At 36.2% G+C, this 21939-nt stretch carries 17 protein-coding genes and 2 riboswitches; of the genes, 15 read left to right on the forward strand and 2 right to left on the reverse strand.

All coding sequences use genetic code 11. From position 1 onward, the window contains the following. The first annotated feature begins 197 nt into the window (after positions 1-197). The 15 genes from FTRAC_RS16415 to FTRAC_RS16485 all read left to right on the forward strand — a co-directional run bounded on the left by FTRAC_RS16415 (position 198) and on the right by FTRAC_RS16485 (position 17992). On the forward strand, positions 198-1334 hold the full coding sequence (locus FTRAC_RS16415) for a CaiB/BaiF CoA transferase family protein (RefSeq protein WP_013455400.1): 1137 nt from the start codon (positions 198-200) through the stop codon (positions 1332-1334). Positions 1335-1695: 361 nt separating this feature from the next. Further along, the gene (mraZ, locus tag FTRAC_RS16420) at positions 1696-2142 is read left to right on the forward strand and encodes a division/cell wall cluster transcriptional repressor MraZ (RefSeq protein ID WP_013455401.1); all 447 of its coding nucleotides are present in this window, start codon (positions 1696-1698) and stop codon (positions 2140-2142) included. A 5-nt stretch (positions 2143-2147) separates the two neighbouring features. Continuing rightward, positions 2148-3053 (forward strand): 16S rRNA (cytosine(1402)-N(4))-methyltransferase RsmH, encoded by a 906-nt coding sequence (gene rsmH / locus FTRAC_RS16425; protein ID WP_013455402.1) that lies wholly within the window; start codon positions 2148-2150, stop codon positions 3051-3053. Next, positions 3050-3433 (forward strand): FtsL-like putative cell division protein, encoded by a 384-nt coding sequence (locus tag FTRAC_RS16430; RefSeq protein ID WP_013455403.1) that lies wholly within the window; start codon positions 3050-3052, stop codon positions 3431-3433. The genes rsmH and FTRAC_RS16430 overlap by 4 nt, the downstream gene beginning before the upstream one ends. Beyond that, on the forward strand, positions 3423-5519 hold the full coding sequence (locus FTRAC_RS16435) for a penicillin-binding protein (protein WP_013455404.1): 2097 nt from the start codon (positions 3423-3425) through the stop codon (positions 5517-5519). Before FTRAC_RS16430 ends, FTRAC_RS16435 begins: the two co-directional genes overlap by 11 nt. Then, positions 5519-6985: a UDP-N-acetylmuramoyl-L-alanyl-D-glutamate--2,6-diaminopimelate ligase gene (locus FTRAC_RS16440; protein WP_013455405.1), complete on the forward strand. Its 1467-nt coding sequence runs from the start codon at positions 5519-5521 to the stop codon at positions 6983-6985. Before FTRAC_RS16435 ends, FTRAC_RS16440 begins: the two co-directional genes overlap by 1 nt. A 12-nt stretch (positions 6986-6997) precedes the next feature. Then, complete coding sequence (gene mraY / locus FTRAC_RS16445; protein WP_013455406.1) at positions 6998-8215, forward strand: phospho-N-acetylmuramoyl-pentapeptide-transferase; 1218 nt, start codon at positions 6998-7000, stop codon at positions 8213-8215. A gap of 144 nt (positions 8216-8359) precedes the next feature. Then, positions 8360-9727 (forward strand): UDP-N-acetylmuramoyl-L-alanine--D-glutamate ligase, encoded by a 1368-nt coding sequence (murD, locus tag FTRAC_RS16450; protein WP_013455407.1) that lies wholly within the window; start codon positions 8360-8362, stop codon positions 9725-9727. Further along, on the forward strand, positions 9727-10908 hold the full coding sequence (locus FTRAC_RS16455) for an FtsW/RodA/SpoVE family cell cycle protein (protein WP_013455408.1): 1182 nt from the start codon (positions 9727-9729) through the stop codon (positions 10906-10908). The genes murD and FTRAC_RS16455 overlap by 1 nt, the downstream gene beginning before the upstream one ends. Beyond that, positions 10909-12015 carry an undecaprenyldiphospho-muramoylpentapeptide beta-N-acetylglucosaminyltransferase gene (murG, locus tag FTRAC_RS16460; RefSeq protein ID WP_013455409.1) on the forward strand — a complete coding sequence of 369 codons (1107 nt, stop codon included), beginning with the start codon at positions 10909-10911 and terminating at the stop codon, positions 12013-12015. Beyond that, a complete protein-coding gene (murC, locus tag FTRAC_RS16465; RefSeq protein ID WP_013455410.1) occupies positions 12012-13409 on the forward strand; it encodes a UDP-N-acetylmuramate--L-alanine ligase in 1398 nt (465 codons plus the stop codon). The genes murG and murC overlap by 4 nt, the downstream gene beginning before the upstream one ends. Then, a complete protein-coding gene (locus FTRAC_RS16470) occupies positions 13399-14163 on the forward strand; it encodes a cell division protein FtsQ/DivIB (RefSeq protein WP_013455411.1) in 765 nt (254 codons plus the stop codon). Before murC ends, FTRAC_RS16470 begins: the two co-directional genes overlap by 11 nt. A gap of 24 nt (positions 14164-14187) precedes the next feature. Continuing rightward, positions 14188-15504: a cell division protein FtsA gene (gene ftsA / locus FTRAC_RS16475; protein ID WP_041650833.1), complete on the forward strand. Its 1317-nt coding sequence runs from the start codon at positions 14188-14190 to the stop codon at positions 15502-15504. A gap of 27 nt (positions 15505-15531) precedes the next feature. Further along, entirely contained in the window at positions 15532-17103 is a 1572-nt protein-coding gene (ftsZ, locus tag FTRAC_RS16480; RefSeq protein ID WP_013455413.1) for a cell division protein FtsZ, read from the forward strand. 472 nt (positions 17104-17575) lie between these two features. Next, the gene (locus tag FTRAC_RS16485) at positions 17576-17992 is read left to right on the forward strand and encodes a DUF5606 family protein (protein ID WP_013455414.1); all 417 of its coding nucleotides are present in this window, start codon (positions 17576-17578) and stop codon (positions 17990-17992) included. A 144-nt stretch (positions 17993-18136) separates the two neighbouring features. Here the strand turns inward: FTRAC_RS16485 and FTRAC_RS16490 are convergent, their stop codons facing one another. Both FTRAC_RS16490 and FTRAC_RS16495 read right to left on the reverse strand, forming a co-directional pair. After that, positions 18137-19192 carry a DUF6687 family protein gene (locus FTRAC_RS16490; RefSeq protein ID WP_013455415.1) on the reverse strand — a complete coding sequence of 352 codons (1056 nt, stop codon included), beginning with the start codon at positions 19190-19192 and terminating at the stop codon, positions 18137-18139. A 64-nt stretch (positions 19193-19256) separates the two neighbouring features. Further along, positions 19257-21548, reverse strand: a complete 2292-nt coding sequence (locus FTRAC_RS16495) for a TonB-dependent receptor (protein WP_013455416.1) — start codon at positions 21546-21548, stop codon at positions 19257-19259. A 59-nt stretch (positions 21549-21607) separates the two neighbouring features. Continuing rightward, positions 21608-21704, reverse strand: a riboswitch (TPP riboswitch). A 69-nt stretch (positions 21705-21773) separates the two neighbouring features. Then, positions 21774-21868, reverse strand: a riboswitch (TPP riboswitch). Positions 21869-21939: the final 71 nt, after the last annotated feature.

Consider the following 21939-nt stretch of genomic DNA (forward strand, 5'->3'; position numbering starts at 1 on the left):
TTAATCTCCTATTCTAGTGATCGCTATAGGTGCCTCTGGCAAGTAATACTAGTTTAGTCATAAAAATCCTAATCAGTAAATATTGTAAACATACGAGGCGATAGTATTTTCCACTAGCCGGAGGCTAGCGGAAGAAAACATTTATAAATTTGCATTGCGAACTTTGTTTTATCAAACCTCGACTTTAAAAACTAAATATGCCCCCAATCTTCAAAAATTTGCGTGTAATAGAATTAGCCAACGTCCTAGCAGGACCATCTGTAGGTCAGTTTTTTGCAGAACTAGGAGCTGAAGTCATTAAAATTGAAAATCCCAAGACAAAAGGAGATGTTACCCGCTCTTGGAAACTTAAAAGTGAAAATTCTAAGAGCTCTATTTCCGCCTATTTCTCTGCTGCCAATAGCGGTAAAAAATCAATTGGTTTGGATATCAGAAAAGAAGAAGATTTATCCATTCTTTATAAATTAATCGCCAAATCCGATATTGTGATTGCTAGCTATAAAGCAGGCGATGCCGAAAAATTGAAGGTTGATTATCAGTCGCTTAAGTCAATTAATCCTAATATTATTTACGGGCAAATTACGGGCTATGGCGATGAAGATGAAAGGGTTGGCTATGACGCCATCATTCAGGCTGAAAGCGGATTTATGAGTATGAATGGAGAGCCAGGAGGTAATTCATTGAAAATGCCAGTTGCCTTGGTGGATGTTCTGGCAGCACATCATTTGAAGGAAGCTATTTTACTGGCTTATATCAATCTTTTGAAAAGCAATGAAGGCTCAAAAGTGTCAGTTTCTTTATTTGAATCTGCTATTGCTTCACTTGCCAATCAAGCTACCAACTACTTAATTGCTGGACATATTCCACAAAAAATGGGAGTAGAGCATCCAAATATTGCGCCTTATGGAACTGTTTTAAAGACAGCCGATCAAAAGGAAATTCTCTTAGCAGTAGGGACAAATTCTCAGTTCCAAAAGCTTTGTGAGGTCATGGAATTACCTGAACTTTCTGATGATGAAAGATTCAAAACCAATACTTTTCGAGTGGAAAATAGAAAGACTTTAAATCAGATTTTACTGGAAAAAGCAAAATTATTCCCATCTGATATGCTGATTCAGAATTTAAAAGCAGCTCAAATTCCAGCTGGAAAGTTGCAATCTGTTGAAGAAGCTTTGCAAGGAAAAGATGCCGAAAAAATGATATTGAAATCACCTGAAACGAGCTCTGGACTACGGAATTTTGCTGGTCATTTATCTTTTATGGGAAAATCCTCCCACCTTGCCCCACCTCCTAAATTTGACCAGGATAGAGATGAAATTCTAGCTTTAATATAGTTTTTGGCTATGTTTTAGGTTATTTAGGTCAGCAGTCTAAGTTTTAAATATTACAGGCCTAAATTCTTATGGTAATTTTGTTTTTAACTGAATATCAAAAACTTGCATAAATCGGTTTGTTCTTTTGCTTTCATTTTAAAGTCTTGATAATTAGATGGTTGTGGATTTACAGTGCTGTCAATTTCTGAGGTTTTAATATATTGGAAAACATCTATTCACTGATTTTGAGCGACTTTTCCTTGTCTTTTTAATGCCCAAAATGTAATCTTTTGAAGAAAAGTGTAAAAAAGTGGGGGAAAGTGGTATGAAATGTCGCATATTGTTTTAGCTTTGCATATAAGAAATTGTGTAAACTGTAAGCATGGCATTCTTCACCGGTGAATATGATTGTAAGCTAGACGCTAAAGGGCGTATGGTCTTGCCAGCCAAGATCAAAAATGCTCTACCTGAGGGTAGCGGTGATGAATTAGTAGTGCGCAGAGGTTTCGAGCCTTGTTTGGTACTTTACCCAATGCTCGAATACAAAAAGATTTTTTCAAAGATTGCCGGTTTGAATGAATTTAATGCTGAATACAGAAATCTACAGCGCAATTTCTTCAGAGGCAATGCAATCGTGGAACTTGATAGTGCAGGAAGAATTTTGATTCCGAAAAATATGATGGCCTTTGCCGGATTGGAAAAAGAGTCAATTGTAGTAGGAATGGGAAATCGAGTTGAAATATGGGATGCATCAAAATATGATGATTACTTGATTAAAGACCAGCAGGAATTTTCTGATTTGGCTGAGAAACACCTTTTTGAATCTTAATCCCTATGAGCGAATATCACGAACCGGTTATGTTACAGCAGTGTCTGGATGGATTGGCTATTAAGCCCAATGGAATCTATGTGGATTTAACTTTCGGGGGAGGGGGTCATTCTAAAGCTATTTTAGAAAAGCTAACGGATGGAAAATTATTGGGCTTTGATCAAGATCAGGATGCAGAAGTAAACGCTGAAGCTATCAATCATCCAGGTTTTGAGTTTGTACAAGCAAATTTTCGGTTCGTAAAAAAATATTTGAAATTATACCGCATCAAACAAGTTGATGGTGTGCTAGCTGATTTGGGAGTTTCTTCGCATCAGTTTAATAAAGCTGAAAGAGGGTTTTCTACTCGTTTCGATGCTGAATTGGACATGCGGATGGATCAGCATGCTCCAGTAACAGCTAAGGAAGTTATAAATGAATATAGCGAGTCGGATTTACATAAGATTTTCGGGCTTTACGGAGAGGTTCGGAATGCTAAGACTTTAGCTTCTGCTATTGTTTCTGCAAGAGCCGCAAGTCCTATCAATACCATAGGAGAACTAAAAGAGATTTTAGCAAGATTTGCTAAGCGAGGAAGAGAAAATAAATATTATGCACAAGTTTTTCAGGCGCTCAGAATTGAAGTGAATGAGGAGCTAAAAGCTTTAGAAGAAGCTTTATTACAGATGGAAGAAGTAATTAAGCCCGGTGGTCGATTGGTAGTCATGAGCTATCACAGTCTGGAGGATAGGTTAGTGAAAAACTACATCAATAAGGGGAAATTGGATGGCGAAGAAGAAAAGGATTTCTATGGAAATGTTTTGAAGCCATTTAAATCCGTTAATAGAAAACCTATAACTGCAGAGGAAGAGGAGTTAGAGAATAATAATAGAGCAAGAAGTGCAAAATTAAGAATAGCTGAAAAGTTATGAGCGAGAATACTTTTAAACAGAAAGATAAAAACAAGGAAAAGAACGCAGCTTCAGGAAGTATTTTCTCAAAGCTGGATAGAGCTTTAGGAGGTAATAATGCAGAAGGAGGATTGCCTGTGCACTATCTACCTTATGTTTTATTCTTAGTGGCGATTGGTATTTTTTATATAGGGAATAGCCACTATGCAGATAAAACTACTCGTAAAATCGATAAGCTTCACCAGGAAGTGGAAGACTTACGAGCAGATTATACGACATTGAAATCAGAATATATGTTTGCTGCCAAGCAATCTGAAGTGGCAAAGAAAGTAAAGAAGTTAGGGTTACAGGAATCAGAAAAACCACCATTTAAAATTATAGTAGAAAAAGGTGAATATTAAGAAGTCCATATTGCTCAGAGTACGATTAGCATTTTTGGCAATTGTCATTTTTGCTGGAGCTATTATGTACCAGATTTTCCACATCCAATGGATGGAAGGGGATAAATGGCAAAAGATGGCTGAAGAAATTACTATGAGCTATCAGGAAGTGAAAGCTACTCGTGGCAATATTTATTCTGATAATGGGAGCTTATTAGCAACTTCTCTGCCTTTTTATAAGGTAGCATTTGATCCTACCATAGCTGATGAACAATTATTTAATGAAAACATTGATTCTTTAAGCTTGATGCTATCCAAAAGTTTCGGGCAATCTTCTACTTATTATAAACAAAAAATCACTTCAGCTAGACAAAAGGGTAAACAGTATATTTTCCTTTCAAATGATTTGATTGGTTACCAGAAAAAGAAAGAAATGGAGACATGGCCTATTTTCCGTGACGGAAGATTGGGTGGTGGAGTTATTTTTACTAAAACAGACAAGCGATTCAGGCCTTTTTCGAATTTGGCTTTTAGAACTATCGGCTTTTTAAACGAAAATGATTATGGAGCTGGACTTGAATATAGCTTCAATAAATATTTAGCAGGAACAAATGGGAAAGCATTGTTTCAAAAAATATCAGGAAGTAGTTGGCGACCAATTAATGATGGTTCGGAAATACGGCCAAAAGATGGTTTTGATATTCAAACTACGATTGATATCAATTTACAAGATGTTTCTGAATCGGCCTTATTAAGCCATTTGATGCAACATAATGCCGATATGGGATGCGTAGTGGTGATGGAAGTGAAAACAGGAGAAATCAAAGCTATTTCTAATTTGAAAAAGCTTTCCAATGGGAAATATGGAGAGGTTTATAATTATGCGGTAGGAAGTCATGGATTACGGGAGCCCGGTTCAACTTTCAAATTAGCTTCTTATATGGCCTTGTTAGAAGAAAAGAATATCCAACTGACGGATTCTATTGAAACTGGAAATGGTGAATTAAAATTTTACAAAGAAAAAGTAAGAGACCATAAACCAGGAGGTTACGGAAAAATTTCCATTCTTGATGCTTTCGAAAAATCATCAAACATAGCCATTGCTAAACTAATAGATGAAACATTCAGGGAGAATCCGCAACGCTTCTTGGATTACCTAAAAACAATGGGCTTAACCCAGCCATTAGGTTTTCAAATGGTAGGAGAAGGGAAACCCAATATCCCACCTATCAAGCAGTGGAGTGGTATTACTTTGCCATGGATGGCATACGGGTATGGATTGGAATTAACGCCTCTACATACCCTTACCTTATTTAATGCAGTTGCTAATAATGGGAAAATGATTCGTCCGCTATTAGTGAAATCCATTAAAAAGACTGATAAGGAGATAAATACTTTTAAAACTAGTGTGATTAGTAATCAGATTTGCTCAAAAGAAACCCTAGATAAATTGAAAATCATGCTGGAAGGGGTGGTTCAAAATGGTACTGCTTCTAACATTAATAACGCAGAATATAAAATTGCAGGGAAAACAGGAACGGCTCAAAGCTTGAAAGATGGTCGTTATGTTCGTCAATATTATACTTCCTTTGCTGGTTACTTTCCAGCGGATAATCCTAAATATTCAGCAATAGTGGTAATGGATAATCCCAAAGGATATCAGCAGTATGGATCTGATGTAGCAGCTCCTGTTTTTAAGGAAATTGCAGATAAAATTTATGCTTTGGATTTGAATATGCACGAAGAATATCAATTAGCTGAAAAGCCTGAAACTGGTATTTTCCCTGTGGTGCAGGCTGGTAATAGAAACGATTTGTCCTCCATGTTAAATTATTTAGGAGTATCGAATCACAGTGATGAGCAAGAGTTGGAGTGGGTGCGAGCATCAATTCACAATAATTCCATTAAATGGGAACCAAATAATCAGCATCAGCAAGGTTTAGTGCCAGATGTAAGAGGAATGACCTTAAGAGATGCCTTGTTTCTATTAGAGAATACAGGCTTAAAAGTAGTGGTGAAAGGTGAAAAAGGAAGGGTGTCTAAACAATCACAATACCCAGGATCAAGAGCTTTAAAAGGTAGTACAATAAAACTAGAAATAGGTTAGTGGCGAATTTAAAAGACATATTATATAAGGTAAAATTAATCAGCGTTTCTGGAGCTACTGATATTGCTATTGATGCTATTCAGTTTGATTCTAGGATTGTGGGTGCCGGAGATGTATTTGTTGCAATAAAAGGAACACAGGTTGATGGTCATGAATATATTTCTAAAGCCATTGAACAGGGAGCTGTAGCGATAGTTTGTGAAGACATACCTTCGGATATCCACCCTCAGGTGACTTATGTGCAAACTGACAATTCAGCTAAAGCGCTTGGGGTTATGGCGGCCAACTATTTCGGGCATCCATCAGAGAAATTAAAATTAATTGCGGTAACGGGTACCAATGGAAAAACCACAACCGTGAGTTTGTTACATCAGTTGTTCATGAATTTGGGCTATCATACTGGTATGATTTCTACAGTCCAAAATCAGATTAATAATGCGGTTATTCCTGCAACACATACGACTCCTGATGCACTTCAGCTGAATTCCCTACTTAAAAAAATGGTGGATTCTGGCTGTAATATTGTTTTCATGGAAGCCAGCAGCCATGCTATCGAACAAGAAAGGATGGCGGGTTTAAAATTAGCTGGAGCTGTTTTCACCAATATTTCCCATGAGCATTTAGATTATCATAAAACATTTGATAATTACATAAAAGCCAAAAAGAAACTATTTGATGATTTGCCTTCCGATGCTTTTGCTTTGGTAAATGTGGATGATAAAAGAGGTATGGTGATGTTGCAAAATTGTAAAGCCTCAAAGTATACTTATTCATTAAAAATGATGGCGATTTATAAAGCCAAAGTTTTAAGTAATTCAATACAAGGGTTGGAGCTTAATATTGACCAAAAAGATGTTTGGTTTAGACAAATTGGCTATTTCAATGCTTATAATTTGTTAGCAGCTTATGCCACTGCACATTTATTGGAAGAAGAAAGTGAAGAGGTATTAATGAATCTATCCCAAATCGAATTAAAGAATGGGCGATTTGAGCAAGTACCTAATAATGCAGGAATTACGGCAGTAGTAGATTATGCACATACTCCGGACGCATTGGAGAATGTGTTGCAAACCATTGATAATTTTAGGACTGGCAATGAGCAAGTTTTAACTGTCGTAGGCTGTGGGGGAAATAGAGATACAACCAAAAGACCTTTAATGGCTGAAATAGCTTGCAGATTTAGTGATAGAGTGATTCTAACATCGGATAATCCAAGGTTTGAAGAACCAGAAGCTATCATTGCTGATATGCAAAAAGGTGTTCCAGTTTCTCAGGTGAGAAAAGTAACGAATCTTCCAGACCGAAAAGAAGCCATAAAATTGGCTTGCAGTTTCGCTCAAAAGGGAGATATCATATTAGTGGCAGGAAAAGGTCATGAGACTTATCAGGAAATAAAAGGCGAGAGAAGTCATTTCGATGATAAGGAAGTAGTACGTGAAATGTTGAGTTTAATACATAATAAATAAAAATAGAGAAAGGTGTTATATTATTTATTCGACTTCTTAAATAAAAAAATGGACTTGCTTGGGGCAGGGGTGTTTCAATATATCTCCTTCAGAGCTGGTATGGCTACACTTTTTTCTTTATTGATTACCATCACCTTTGGTAAGCAATTGATCAATAAATTAAGAAGAAAACAAGTTGGGGAAACTGTTCGTGATTTAGGACTTGATGGTCAGATTGAAAAGGCCGGCACTCCAACAATGGGTGGAATCATGATTATTCTGGCTATTGTAATTCCTGTTTTACTTTTCTCTAAAATTGATAACATATATATTATTCTTCTATTGGTTTCCACCGTTTGGATGGGTTTAATTGGCTTTTTGGATGATTATATTAAAGTATTTAAAAAGAATAAGGAGGGACTTCAAGGCAAGTTTAAAATTTTCGGTCAAATCGGTTTAGGGCTAATTGTAGGTCTAACTTTATTTTATCATCCAGACGTTACCGTTAGAGAATTTGTGACACCAGTCAGTGTTTCCGAAGGTGTTGAAATGGTGGCTGAAACTTCCTATGATGATGTCAAGTCAATGGTCACTACTATTCCTTTTTTTAAGAATAATGAATTTGACTATAGCAGTATTTTACCTTTTCTTCCTGATTGGTCTACAGTTGTTATTTATGTCTTGATTGTAATCTTTATAGTGACGGCTGTTAGTAATGGTGCAAATATTACTGATGGTATTGACGGATTGGCTGCCGGGACATCAGCTATTATCGGACTAGCGTTAGCAATTTTTGCTTATGTATCGGGTAATGCCATTTTTTCACAGTATCTCAATATTATGTTTATTCCTAACAGTGGGGAAATTGTGATTTTCTGTGCTGCTTTCGTGGGAGCTTGTGTGGGTTTTTTATGGTACAATACTCACCCTGCTCAAGTATTTATGGGAGACACAGGAAGCTTATCGATTGGAGGCATAATAGCTGTTTTAGCATTAGTCATTAGAAAAGAATTATTGATTCCTGTTTTATGCGGGATTTTCTTAATTGAGAATCTTTCTGTAATTATTCAGGTGAGCTATTTTAAATATACGAAGAAGAAGTATGGTGAAGGTAAAAGGATATTCTTAATGTCCCCCTTGCATCACCATTATCAAAAGAAAGGAATTCATGAATCTAAAATTGTAAACCGCTTTTGGATTGTAGGCATTTTATTAGCCATTATTTCAGTAGCAACATTGAAGCTTAGATAGATTAGAAATTTGAAAGATGAAAGTTGAAAAGGTCAGTACCGAAGGTCAGACCGGAGTTGGACATAAAGTTGAAATAGATCAAAATAAAATAAAAAGTTGAAGTCTTAGTACTTAAGACCTAAAACTTAATACTTAGAACTATAAATGAAAGAACGAATCATCATATTGGGAGCAGGAGAAAGCGGAACCGGTGCTGCTTTGCTGGCAAAAGCAAAGGGATATGATGTTTTTGTGTCTGATTTTGGAGTCATAAGTGAAGGCAATAAAGCTAGCTTGTATCAAGCTGAAGTTTCTTTTGAGGAAGGGAAGCATACTGAAGATTTAATATTAAATGCCTATAAAATTATTAAAAGCCCTGGTATTGCGCCAAATGTTGAGATTGTAAAAAAGGCTTTAGGTAAAAATATTCCTGTAATTGATGAACTGGAATTTGCTTTTGGATTTACAAAAGGAAAAATCATTGCCATAACGGGCACTAATGGTAAATCTACTACCACTATGCTGACTTATCATCTGCTGAAAGAGGCTGGACTATCAGTAGGATTAGGCGGAAATATAGGTAAAAGTATGGCAGGGCAATTAGTAGACATTGATTTTGATTGGTGGGTATTAGAGTGCAGCAGTTTTCAGATTGATGGCTTTGTCAATTTTAAACCACACATCGCTATTTTACTAAACATCACGCCTGATCATCTGGACAGGTACGATTATAAAGTTGAAAATTATGTAGCATCAAAATTCTCTTTATTCAAGAATCAAGGAAAAGAAGATTTTGCGCTATTGTATACAGAGGATAAACTGATACATGATTACCAAGTCAAACATCCGTTTTCTTCCAAATTATTAGAATTTAAATTTGAAGATATACCCTATGAAGGAGCCTATGCTAATCCATCTGGTATTATCGTCAATCTAGATAAACAAAGACATACTTTTTCACAAGACTTACTAACTATAAAAGGAAAACATAACCAGACTAATGCCATGGCTTCTATTTTAACTGCTAAACTCACTAAAATTAAGAATGATAAAATTTCGGAAAGCCTTCCGAAATTTAAAAGTATTCAACACCGATTGGAATCTGTTGGGAATATTCATGGAATCGAATTTATAAATGATTCTAAAGCTACCAATGTTGATGCTGTTTACTATGCTTTGGATGCTTTCACCAGACCAATAATATGGATAGTGGGTGGTGTAGATAAAGGAAATGATTATAGTCAATTGGATGCAGTGAGTACAAATGTGAAAGCTATTATTTGTCTTGGAAAAGATAATGAGAAGATCAAGGAGCATTTCAAAAGTAGATGCCCGATAATAGAAGAAACACAATCTATGCAGGATGCTGTAGAAATGGGATATAAGTTATCTAAGGACAGGGAAGTCGTTTTGCTTTCTCCTGCTTGTGCTAGCTTTGATTTATTTAAGAATTATGAAGATAGAGGGAATCAATTCCGATTAGCATTCCAATTATTGGAAAGAGAAATAGAACTGAAAAAATTATCGCAGTAATGATAAATATTCAAAACATAAAGGCTTGGACTGATAAGCACCTAAAAGGAGACCCCGTAATTTGGTCGGTGGTTTTCGCTTTGGGTATGCTCAGTATTTTAGTGGTTTATAGTGCAACTGGTACTATTGCTTATTTCAAATATGGAGGCAATACGGAATACTATTTACTACGCCATAGCTTTTTAGTGTTTTTGAGTTTCTTTGCTATGTGGGTGGCTCATAAGGTAGATTATAGATATTATTCCAAAATATCGCGCTTGGCTTTATGGCTTTCAGTTCCGCTTTTGATATTTGCTTGGCAGTTTGGTGTGAATTTGAATAGCGCTTCAAGATGGATCACTATTCCTTTTATTAATCAATCATTCCAGCCATCTGATTTAGCAAAATTAGCCTTGATTATCAATTTGGCTGGGATGTTATCTAAGAGGCAGCAAAATATTCATGACTTTAAAAAGGCATTGATTCCTATGTTGTTATGGTGTGGTGTCATCTGTGGTTTAATAGCCATGACTAATTTATCCACGGCTATATTATTATTCTTGACCTGTATGTTGCTTTTATTCATAGGTAGAATTCCGGTTAAATATTTAGCAATGCTAGCTTTTGTTGGTGTTTTTGCAGTAAGTATTGCTATGGTGGTAGGACAGAGGGGTGAAACCGCTATTAGCCGTGTTGAGAATTTTATTAACAAAGAAAATATTCCTTTTCAAGCGCAACAGTCTTATATAGCAGTTGCAACTGGCGGAGTAACAGGAAAAGGACCTGGGAATAGTAGTCAGCGAAACTTTTTACCTGAAGCTTTTTCGGATTTTATATTTGCCATTGTGGTTGAAGAATATGGAATGATAGGGGCAGGGATTGTAATTCTATTATATCTCACTTTACTGTATAGAGGCATGAAAGCTGCCGCTGCCAGTGGTAGGGCTTATGGTGGATTACTCTCTGCAGGCTTAAGTTTTGCCATTGTCATTCAGGCTATGGTGAATATGGGTGTAGCAGTTGGCTTAGGGCCAATAACGGGTTTACCACTTCCACTTTTAAGTATGGGAGGAACCTCGCTTTTATTTACAGGTTTGGCAATGGGTATTATTTTGAGCGTAAGTCGCGGAGAAATTGAAGAAACGCCCGATGCGCTGAGTAAGAAGCAATTTTCTAATTTACCTAAAAAAGAAGCAGCCTAAATGGATATGCAAAAACCATATCGATTTATTTTAAGCGGGGGCGGCACAGGTGGTCACATTTTTCCTGCCTTGGCAATTGCGGATGAAATCAAAAAGCAGCTACCAAATGCAGAAATTCTTTTTGTGGGAGCTGAAGGTAAAATGGAAATGCAAAAAGTGCCAGAAGCGGGCTATAAGATTTTTGGATTACCAATAGCGGGTATTCAGAGAAGTTTGACTTTGAAAAATTTGAGCTTCCCTTTTAAGCTTTTGAATAGCTTAAGGCAAGCTAAAAAAATAGTAAAGAATTTTAAGCCTGATGCCGTAATTGGTGTAGGAGGTTATGCAAGTGGGCCAACCTTAAGAGCGGCTTCCAATTTAGGAATTCCGTGTCTCTTGCAAGAACAGAATTCTTATGCTGGCTTAACGAATAAATGGCTTAAAAAGAAAGTAAAGCAGATTTGCGTTGCTTATGAAGGAATGGATAAATATTTTCCAGCCTCAAAATTGAATTTAACTGGAAACCCAATAAGGAAAAACCTATTGGATTTACCTGATAGATCAAAAGCTATGAAAAGCTTTGATTTAGACGAAAGTAAAAAGACAATTTTGGTTTTAGGCGGAAGCTTGGGAGCAAGAACCATAAATGAAAGTATAGCGCAAAATCTAGATATATTAGAAAAAGAAGATTGTCAGGTACTTTGGCAAACAGGCAAGCTTTATCATAACGAAATGCTGACTCGATTTGAAAATGCTGATAAAAAGCAATTGAAAGTTCTGGAGTTTATCAAAAATATGGATGAAGCTTATGCTGCTGCTGATATTATTATAACAAGAGCGGGTGCTTTATCAGTTTCTGAATTGCAAGTTGTTGGTAAGCCAGTGATTTTTGTGCCTTCGCCAAATGTGGCGGAAGACCATCAAACGAAAAATGCTCAAGCATTAACTCAAGAAGATGCAGCCTTAATGGTAACGGATGCTCAGGCTGTTAAGGAGTTGTTACCGAAGGCTTTTGAATTATTAAAAGATACTGAAAAGCAAAAGCAGCTTTCTGAAAACATAAAAAAGATGGCTAAACCAAAAGCTACAGAAAATATAGTGTCGATTATTTTTAAAATGATTGAATGAAGATAAAAAATATACATAGCGCATATTTCATTGGAATTGGCGGCATAGGCATGAGTGCTTTGGCTCGTTGGTTCCACCATAATGGGGTGCAAGTTTATGGCTATGATAAAACATCAACCAAATTAACCACCCAACTGGAAAGTGAAGGCATTTCAATTCATTTTGAAGATGAAATTGAAAAAATGCCTGACTTTGTATTTAAGAATAGCAAAGAGGTATTGATTGTTTATACTCCTGCAATTCCAAAAGACCATAAAGGTTTTAATTATCTCAAAGAAAAGGGAATTAATCTTTATAAAAGATCTGAGGTTTTGGGGAAATTAACGGAAGGAATGTTTACCGTAGCAGTGGCAGGTACTCATGGAAAAACTACGACTAGTTCAATGATTGCCCATTTGCTAAAAAGTGGTAAGAAGGATATAGCTGGATTTTTAGGCGGAATAACTACTAATTATGATACCAATATGATCATGAATCAAAGTGATTATAAAAAGGCCATTATAGTGGTGGAAGCGGATGAGTTTGATCGATCTTTCCTGACTTTAAAACCTAATGTGGCAGTGGTGACTTCTACTGATGCAGACCATCTAGATATTTACGGAAAATTAGAAGAATTGAAGAAGTCTTTTTCGCTCTTTTTGGAAAACGTAAATCCTTCTGGTCAAATCTATATTAAAGATGGATTATGGGAAGAAATAGCTACTAAAAGGATTAAAGCAAAACCTAGTTCTTACGGATTAAATGCTGGGGATATTAGAGCACTACATGTTCAAGTGAAAGATGCAAAATTTGTTTTTGATGTTACGCTTGATAACAAAGTTATTAAAGGATTTCAGTTATCTGTTCCTGGCTTCCACAATGTGGAAAATGCAGTAGTGGCCATTGCCATTGCAAATCAATTAGGCTTAAGTGATAAAGAGATTTTAGAAGGAATTAGAACTTACCAAGGAGTCAAACGCAGATTTGAATATGTAATTCAAAGAAATGATTTTGTGTTTATTGATGATTATGCACATCATCCTAGTGAGATAAAAGCTATGTTGACTTCAGTAAGGGCACTATATCCTGGAAAGAAGGTAAGCGTATTGTTTCAGCCTCATTTATATTCTAGAACTAGAGATTTTGCAGTGGAATTTTCTCAAAGTTTAAGTTTGGCTGATGAGGTGATGTTGTTGGACATCTATCCAGCTAGAGAACTGCCGATTGAAGGAGTTAGCAGTGAAATTTTATTGGAGTCCATTCAAGCGGATGAAAAATATAAAGTAGAAAAAGATTCTATAGTAGAATATTTAAGCAATCGTGATCTTGAGGTTTTCATAACAATGGGAGCAGGAGATATAGATAAATTAGTTGAACCATTAAAAGAAATGTTTAATACTGAGCATGCAGCTTAAAAAGAGTTTAAATATCGTCCTGAAGATTGTTTTGCCCATCTTGTTGTTTGTGGTAACCATCGGCTTTGTTGGCAAAAAGCAGGATGAAGTTTTGTGTAAAAAAATTATTATAAATATTAAGAATCAGCAAGGGAATTTCTTTATTAATGAGGCTGATATTAATAGTTTATTGACCAATGATGGCAATGAAATGGTCATGAATCTGCCTTATGAAAATTTCAAATTAAAAGATTTGGAAGAGAGAGTGAATGCTCATAAGTTTATTCAAGCGGCAGAAGTATATAGAGATTTAGAAGGAAATATGATGGTGGATGCGGTACAAGCCAGACCAATTGCTAGAATATTTAATCCAGATGGCGCAGATCATTACATAAGCGATCAAGGAAGAATTCTACCAGTGTCGGATAGATTTACCGCTCGTGTTATGGTTTTGTCTGGTGACTTTTTTAATGCTTATATAGAGAAAGATATGCTGGCAGATGATGCCGGTAAAGATTTATTTCATTTTATAAAGTTTATAGAGCAAGATAAATTTTGGAGTGCACAGTTTGCACAATTGGAAGTAGATGAAAGAGGAATAATCAATATATACCCTCAAGTAACCAAACAGTTGATCGAATTTGGGACGGTATATAATTATTCTGATAAATTATCGAAACTTAAAATTTTTTACGATAAGATACTGCCAGACAGAGGGTGGAATCGATACGATCGTGTAAATTTACAATTTAAAGAACAAATCATTTGTGAATAGAATAACCTTAGTTGATACATGGACATGCAAAATGATAAAATAGTAGTCGGATTAGACATAGGAACCACCAAAATATGCGTGATAGTGGGCCATAAAAATGATTATGGTAAACTGGATGTTTTGGGTATGGGAAAAGCCGTATCTGATGGCGTAGTGAAAGGCAAAGTCATCAATATTGAAAAAACCATTTTGGCAATCAAAAAGGCGGTGGAAGAAGCCGAAGACAATTCCGGTATCGACATAAAAGTGGTGAATGTAGGCATAGCTGGTCATCATATTAGAAGTTCTATCCAAAGAGGAAGCATAACTCGTGACGATAGAGATGAAGAAATTACAGTGGAGGATGTAAATCGCTTAACGAACGATATGCACCGCATGGTAATTCCTGCTGGAAATCAAATCATCCACGTAATGCCTCAGGTTTATACGGTGGATTATGATGATGGCATCAAAGATCCTGTGGGTATGACAGGCATTCGATTGGAAGCGGATTTTCATGTTATCACAGCTGATATTAATTCTATCAACAATATTCAGAAATGTGTAAAAAGAGCAGGTTTGGATATTGAAAATATGATTTTAGAACCACTGGCTTCCAGCTTGGCAGTTTTATCGGATGATGAAAAAGAAGCCGGTGTTTGCTTGGTGGATATTGGGGGTGGTACAACAGATATTGCCATTTTCCATGAAAATATTATTCGTCATACTGGTGTAATTCCTTTTGGAGGTAATATCATTACTTCTGACATAAAAGAGGGTTGTATGGTGATGCAACAGCAAGCTGAATTATTGAAAACCAAATTCGGTAGGGCGATTTCAACTGAAGCAAGTGAAAACGAAATCGTATCTATTCCAGGTTTAAGAAATAGAGCACCAAAAGAGATTTCCATCAAAAACTTGGCCCATATAGTGGAAGCCAGAATGGAAGAAATCATTGATTTGGTGCATGCTGAAATATTAGCATCTGGTTATGAAGGTCGTTTGGCTGGTGGAATTGTGATCACTGGGGGTGGTTCGCAAATGCACAGCGCCAGACAACTAGTTGAATATTTAACGGGAATGGATGCTAGAATTGGTTATCCAAACGAACATTTAGGAAGAACAAAAATAGAGGCTGTGAAAAGCCCAATGTATGCCACATCTGTAGGATTAGTATTGGCAGGTTATCGTTCCATTGATGAGCGAGAAAACAGATACCTTGAAGCAAAGTTGAATAATCAGAATATGTTTATCAACCATAAGCAGAAAGGTGTAAAGAAAGAAGGAGACTTCTTTTCAAAAATTATCAATAAAACTAAAAGTTTTTTGATAGATGATTTTGATGAAAAAGATGACTATTAATATCGAAAGAATTTAAATACGAATATTATGACTGAAGGAGCTTATAAATTCGAAATACCAAAACACCATAAATCTATCATTAAAGTGATAGGTGTTGGTGGAGGTGGCAGTAATGCTGTTAATCACATGTTTAACCAAGGCATCAGGGATGTGGAGTTTGTGGTCTGCAATACAGATTCTCAAGCATTAAAATCAAGTCCTGTGCCTAATAAGCTGCAAATTGGAACCAATCTAACGAGCGGGTTAGGTGCAGGTGCTAATCCTGAAAAAGGAAAAGATGCTGCGCTGGAGAGCAAGGAAGAAATCCGTGATTTGTTAGGTAATGATACTAAAATGGTGTTCGTTACGGCAGGAATGGGAGGAGGAACAGGAACTGGTGCAGCGCCTGTTATTGCCCGTATTGCCAAAGAAATGGATATTCTGACTGTGGGGATTGTTACTTCGCCTTTTAGTTTTGAAGGAAAGAAAAAGGTTAGGCAAGCCGAAGAAGGTATCCGTCAGTTAAAAGAAAATTGTGATACTGTTTTGGTAATTCTCAACGATAAATTGAGAGAAATTCATGGTAATCTGACCATTGGAAATGCATTTGCTAAGGCAGATAATGTATTAACCACCGGAGCCAAAGGTATTGCGGAAATCATCACAGTTCCAGGTCAGGTAAATGTGGATTTTGAAGATGTCAAAACGGTAATGAAAAATGCAGGTGCTGCCGTAATGGGATCTGCCAGAACTGAAGGAGATGGTAGAGCTCTACGAGCAGCCGAAGAAGCATTGTCTTCTCCACTACTGAATAATACTGATATTTTAGGTGCTCAGAAAATACTATTGTCCATCATTTCAGGTGAAAAAGCTGAATTGCAAATGGACGAGTTGACTGAAATCACAGATTATATTCAGGAAAGAGCTGGTGATGAAGCTGAAGTTATTTTTGGACATGGAATGGATGAATCTTTGGGAGAAGGCTTGTCTGTCACGGTCATAGCAACTGGTTTTGATCAAGGTGGTTATAAGGAAAATGCCATACCGCATCAAGAAGCCAGAAAGGTTTATGATTTAGATTCTAATAAGCAAATCACACTTTTTGGTAATGAAAAAGAGGAAGAAAAGTCTAAACCAGAGCCGAAAAATGATCCTAGCCCTTTTACTTTCGAAAAGAAGAATACGCAAGAATCTAGACCTCAGGCTGATGAAGAAAGAGGCTATTCTTTTGGCTTTCCATCAAAAAAGCAAGAGGAAGAACCTGATTATGTAGATGAGGAAAATGATTATGCGGATGATTTCACTCAAAGTTTGTCTAATGATTATGATATTGTGGATAAATCCGAAAGTCAGGATGACATAGAGAAGAAAGAAGCGGAACGTCAGGAAATGCTTAAAAGGCGTTCTATTGAGAGAATTGAAAAGCTGAAGAACTTAAACGGTGGGCATACCAATACTCCTGAAGCTTATAAGCAAATGGAAGTTCCTGCTTATAAGAGAAAACAGGTGAAATTAAGAGATGTGCCACATTCTTCAGAGAAAAACATTTCAAGGTTCAACTTGAATGATGACAATCAAATATTGGGCAACAATAAGTTCTTGCATGATAATGTAGATTAATTTCGTTGAATCCCGTAAGTCATAATAAACAGGTGTACAAGGCAGCTTCTTAAGAGGCTGCTTTTTTTGTTAACCACAAATGAAATACAACAGCCAAAGGCTATTTTGGTTTAACCGCGAGGGACACAAAGGATAATCACGGAGTTTCACAGAGTATGACGAAAATACAAAGGGGAATAATTGAGCTATCCTTGAATTTCTTTTTTGGATTGACTAAAGATACATTTGTTTTATGTTTTGTCATTTAATTGTAAAAATCAGTTATAGCATTTCATTTCTTTGTGTCCATGGTGAAATCCTCAGTGTAACTCTGTGGTTACCCCATTTCAGCTTTAGCTGAATTATTTGTCATTAATTAGCTGGCTTGGTGGTTTTAATCAATTTTAAATTTCCTATAAATTCGAGCCCTCAATTTTGTGAAAACGGAAATGTTTGCACTAAATTCGTCCATTAATTTTTAAGACAATAAATCATGACTTTAAAAGATATTGCATCAGTTACTGGAAAAGGCGGTTTGTATCAGGTTGTAAAACCTTCAAGAACAGGCGTTATTTTAGAATCATTGGATGAGAAAAAGCAAAAGCTAGTGGCTCATGCCCATGATAGAGTATCCATTCTGGACGAAATCTCTATTTATACCACTGATGCAGAAGGGAATGTTCCTTTGCAGAAGATTTTTAATACCATGCATGAGGAGTTTGGTGATGATTTAGGGATAGATGCGAAATCTTCAAAAGAAGAAATCATGGCTTTCTTAAAGCACATCTTGCCGAATTATGATGAGAATCAGGTTTATCCTTCTGATGTGAAGAAATTAGTGAGCTGGTATAATGTTTTATTAAAAGAAGCACCTGAGGTATTGACTGCTAAGGGAGAGGAGAAGGAATAGGTTGATATTTGGAAATAGTAAATTAGACCTATCAGGTTTACTTAAATAATTGCTTGTAGTTTCCGGTCGGTGTGCCACCGACCGGGGCAGTATCCATGGTCGGTGGTACACCGACCATTTAAAATATGATTGAAAACCTATCTTTTAAGCAAAAACCATTTCATTCAATTTTCTAACCTGTTTCCAATCCAAAGTTTCTCCTTTTGATAGCATTTTATAATGCCCTCTAAAGTAATTAGTGCAAATCTTCTGAAAATCATCGGGGCTAATACTTGAAGAGTAGATAGGTCGAAAACATGGGCTTTGATAACGTTCTTTCTTACTTAATTTTGCACCTTTCAAACGAAGAATTGGAGCTGTATCGGTAAAATGTTCTGCTTCCCATTTTTTTTCGCTTTCCTCGATTTTATTTAATTGGTCGCATAGTTTTTCCATACTGATTCTTGGATAATGCTTTCTTGTGGTATTAATCCAGGTAGTGTATTTAAATTCCAATTCATATCGGTTATCTGAATAAATACTTATGACGATGTCAGATGATTGACTTTTGCTGTAAAGCGCATAATAATGTAGCGGCTCCTTGGCATGTAGAATGCGTATTCTGAGATCATCAATTGTTTCTTGTTTATCAATTTTTTCAAGATGATTCAAGACTAAATTGAATTCTTCTGTCTCTGGAATCTTATCTAAGGGCAAATCTACAACTTTGCTAAAAACCTCTAAAAAATGAATGTATTTGGGAACGCAAGCTTCCATTTCCTTTTCTGCTATTTCCGGTGCTCCAAAAGGTGGGTAAAATAATTCAGCTTCTTCGTCATTCAGCCAGCAGACTAATTTTAATGCTTTCTTCCAATCAGGATAATCAAAATTAATCTCTCTGAAATCCCCAACTTGAGCCATTTCAGTTAATAGATCATAATGTGCTAAAGCTTTATTTGGATTGAAAACAGTCCAAACGCCTAAAAAGCCATCAATATCATAATGATTATTGGTGACATATTTCTTATCTAACTCTGGAAGTTTGTTTTGGATTGCTTTTAGTACAATTTCAGTGCTGGTATCTGCCTCACAATTCTTAGGAACGGGTGCTCCTCTCCAATGCGATAAGTCAAATCCCTGTGGGTGATGAGCATCAACTACCAATACTTCATTAGGGCATTTTTTAATGTCGTAGAATGGAATGAATGTTTTGTTTTGCATAACAATACCTTTAAAAAATTAAAGTAGTTAGGGTGTTGATCCCTAACCACTTGTGAATTAATTTTTAGAATTTAGCAATAAATGTTGCGTAAAAATGGGCTGGTGCCTGTACGAAAAACCCCATTTCATTACCTACCGATCCACCATCAGTATAATACTGTTCACTGAAAATGTTATTGATGTCAACTTCCAATCTGTAGCTTTCTGAAATATTTGAGAACAATTTAACATTGGCTACTGAGTAACTAGGCAAAACGAAGTCTTCGTTATTTGTCAGATCTGTATAGCTTTTACCAACAAATCTTGTGTGTAAGCTTAGTCCAAATTGATTAATAGGGTGATATTGGATTTGGGCATTCACAAAATATTCAGGGCTGTAGGGTGTTTTAATATCCTCAAAAACTTCATTACTTCCTTCAGGGCTATATTCACTAATAATGCTTTGCATATATGTTGCATTACCCGATACAGTAAAATTTTCGACAGGCATAAACTGCCAATCTAATTCTACTCCTCTTCTGAATGAGGATTCTTGATTTTCATAAAGCTGGATAAAATACTGTGGAATGAATTCTCCAATTGGTGCAATTTCATTCTCAAAATCCATGTAAAAGGCATTGAAATTTATTTTCGCTTTTTGTGTATTGTATCGTAAACCTCCTTCAAAATCATTTACAAATTCTGGCTGTACAAAACCTTGATTTTGTAAACTGTCTATGTTTCCTGCATTTATTTGTGTATCGCCTAAATAGTTACTTCTTGTTGGTTCTCTACCAGAGCGGCCAAAGGAGGCGTATGCGTTTATATTACTGTTGATTTCATAAGTAACTCCGACTTTTGGATTTAGAAAAGTCCATTCATATGTTGGAATGGAGCGATCTTCTCCTAAAAAATCTGTATCAGGAATCATTTCTAGGGTAACATACCGAGCCTGAACATCGGCCAGTATACTGAAATCACCTACTCTGTAACTTCCTTTTATGAATGCGCTGATCTCATCTTTAATAGATTGATCCTGATAGTATGGATTGCTGAAATTGGGAACCAATTGCTCGATATTTTCTCTATTGAAACGATAGGCGTGAATACCAGTAGTCCATTCAAAATCAGTAAATTTCTGATTAAAATAGCTCATCACCCCATAATGATCATTAAAAAGCGGATAATTGATACTTGCTAGGTTTTCACTATCGACATTATACGTATATGGGAAATCACCACCTGCAGCCCCATAATAAGCGGATGAAGTTAAAGTTGAATTATTATTGAAAAAATGCGTATGCTCTAATTGCAGTAGTGATTGACCAAAATCATCAATGTCATTAGGATTATTGACATTAGTCCGTGGATCTTCTTCAATAAGTGATTCGGGGACAGGGGAGTAGGCTAAATCATTTTTAGTTCTACCGTTAAAACCATTTATTTTGACGATATCCTTTTCACCAAACCAACCTCCGCTGAAAAAGAAGGAATAGGCATCACTGCCAGAATGGTCACGATATCCATCACTATATGTTCTACTTAATCTTGTATAAAATGCTGTGTTATTCTCCATTAGACCAGTCTTAACTTCAGCAGTACCTTGCCAAGTATTAAATGAGCCGCCTAATAGAGTAACAGTTGCCTCAGGATCTTCGGTATTTATATCTTCTGATTCATAACCAATTGAGCCTGCATACGAGGCAGTACCATTTGTACTTGTTCCTACACCTCTTTGCACTTGTACACTTTCCATGCTTCTAGTAATATCAGTGAAATTTGAAAAGAAAACACCTTGGTCAATCATATCATTAAGAGGTACGCCATTTAGTGTAATATTGATTCTTTTCTGGTCTATCCCTCGTAATCTCATGCTTCCATAATTGGTGAAGCGGGTTCCAGCATCTGAATTTACTTGTATCGAGGGTGTGAGCTGTTCTAAGACAAATGCCCCGTCTTGACCGTTAAATACCGAGTTGATCTCTTTCTTACTTAAAGTTGATTGAGTGATAGGGGCAAGCTTGTCGGCACGTATGGCGCTAACTACCACTTCTTCTGATAGTAGTTTGTCCGGCACGAGGTAAATTTTAAGGGATTTACTTTCAGAAATGCTTATTGATTCTTCATAATTTTTGTAGCCAACAAAGCTAACTTTTAAAGTGTAGTCACCATTTGGAATATTGTTTATTTTAAATTCCCCATCCTTATCAGTTGTACTACCCTTAGAAATTGGCAATAAAACTACATTAGCACCTACTAAGATTTCATCTTCAGATTCTGATTTTACAGTTCCAGTAATGGAGTTTTGAGCATAAGCAGTGAACACTGCAAGTGCTGCTATTGCTGTCAATAGCGTTTTTTTAAATAATTGTAACATGTTAATAAATTAAATAATTGTTAGTGAAACTCATGGAGGCGGGGTAATTACCTCCTTTCATTTTCCTTAACCAAAATCCCTGCGACCGCATTATCGGCATCAGGTTCATTGGGTATGATCTCAGCCCGTTGTATTAAGGCACCCCAGCGTTGAAACGCTTTGTCTTCATAATGGATTAACCAGAACTTTTGTTCCTTAATCCTATTTTAATTTTATATTTATTTCTTGATTTAAATTCAAAATTCCTACGCTCGCATTACCGAGATCAGGTTCAGGGTATATTCTCAGCCCGTTATTTTAAGGCACCCCTTATTGATGCTGCAAGTATAGGGGTGATTAATGGGGATTGCAAATTCTTTGGTACTATTTTAAGTATTCTATTCATTTACAA

The organism is Marivirga tractuosa DSM 4126 (assembly GCF_000183425.1).
In the GTDB taxonomy this organism is placed as follows: Bacteria; Bacteroidota; Bacteroidia; order Cytophagales; family Cyclobacteriaceae; genus Marivirga; species Marivirga tractuosa.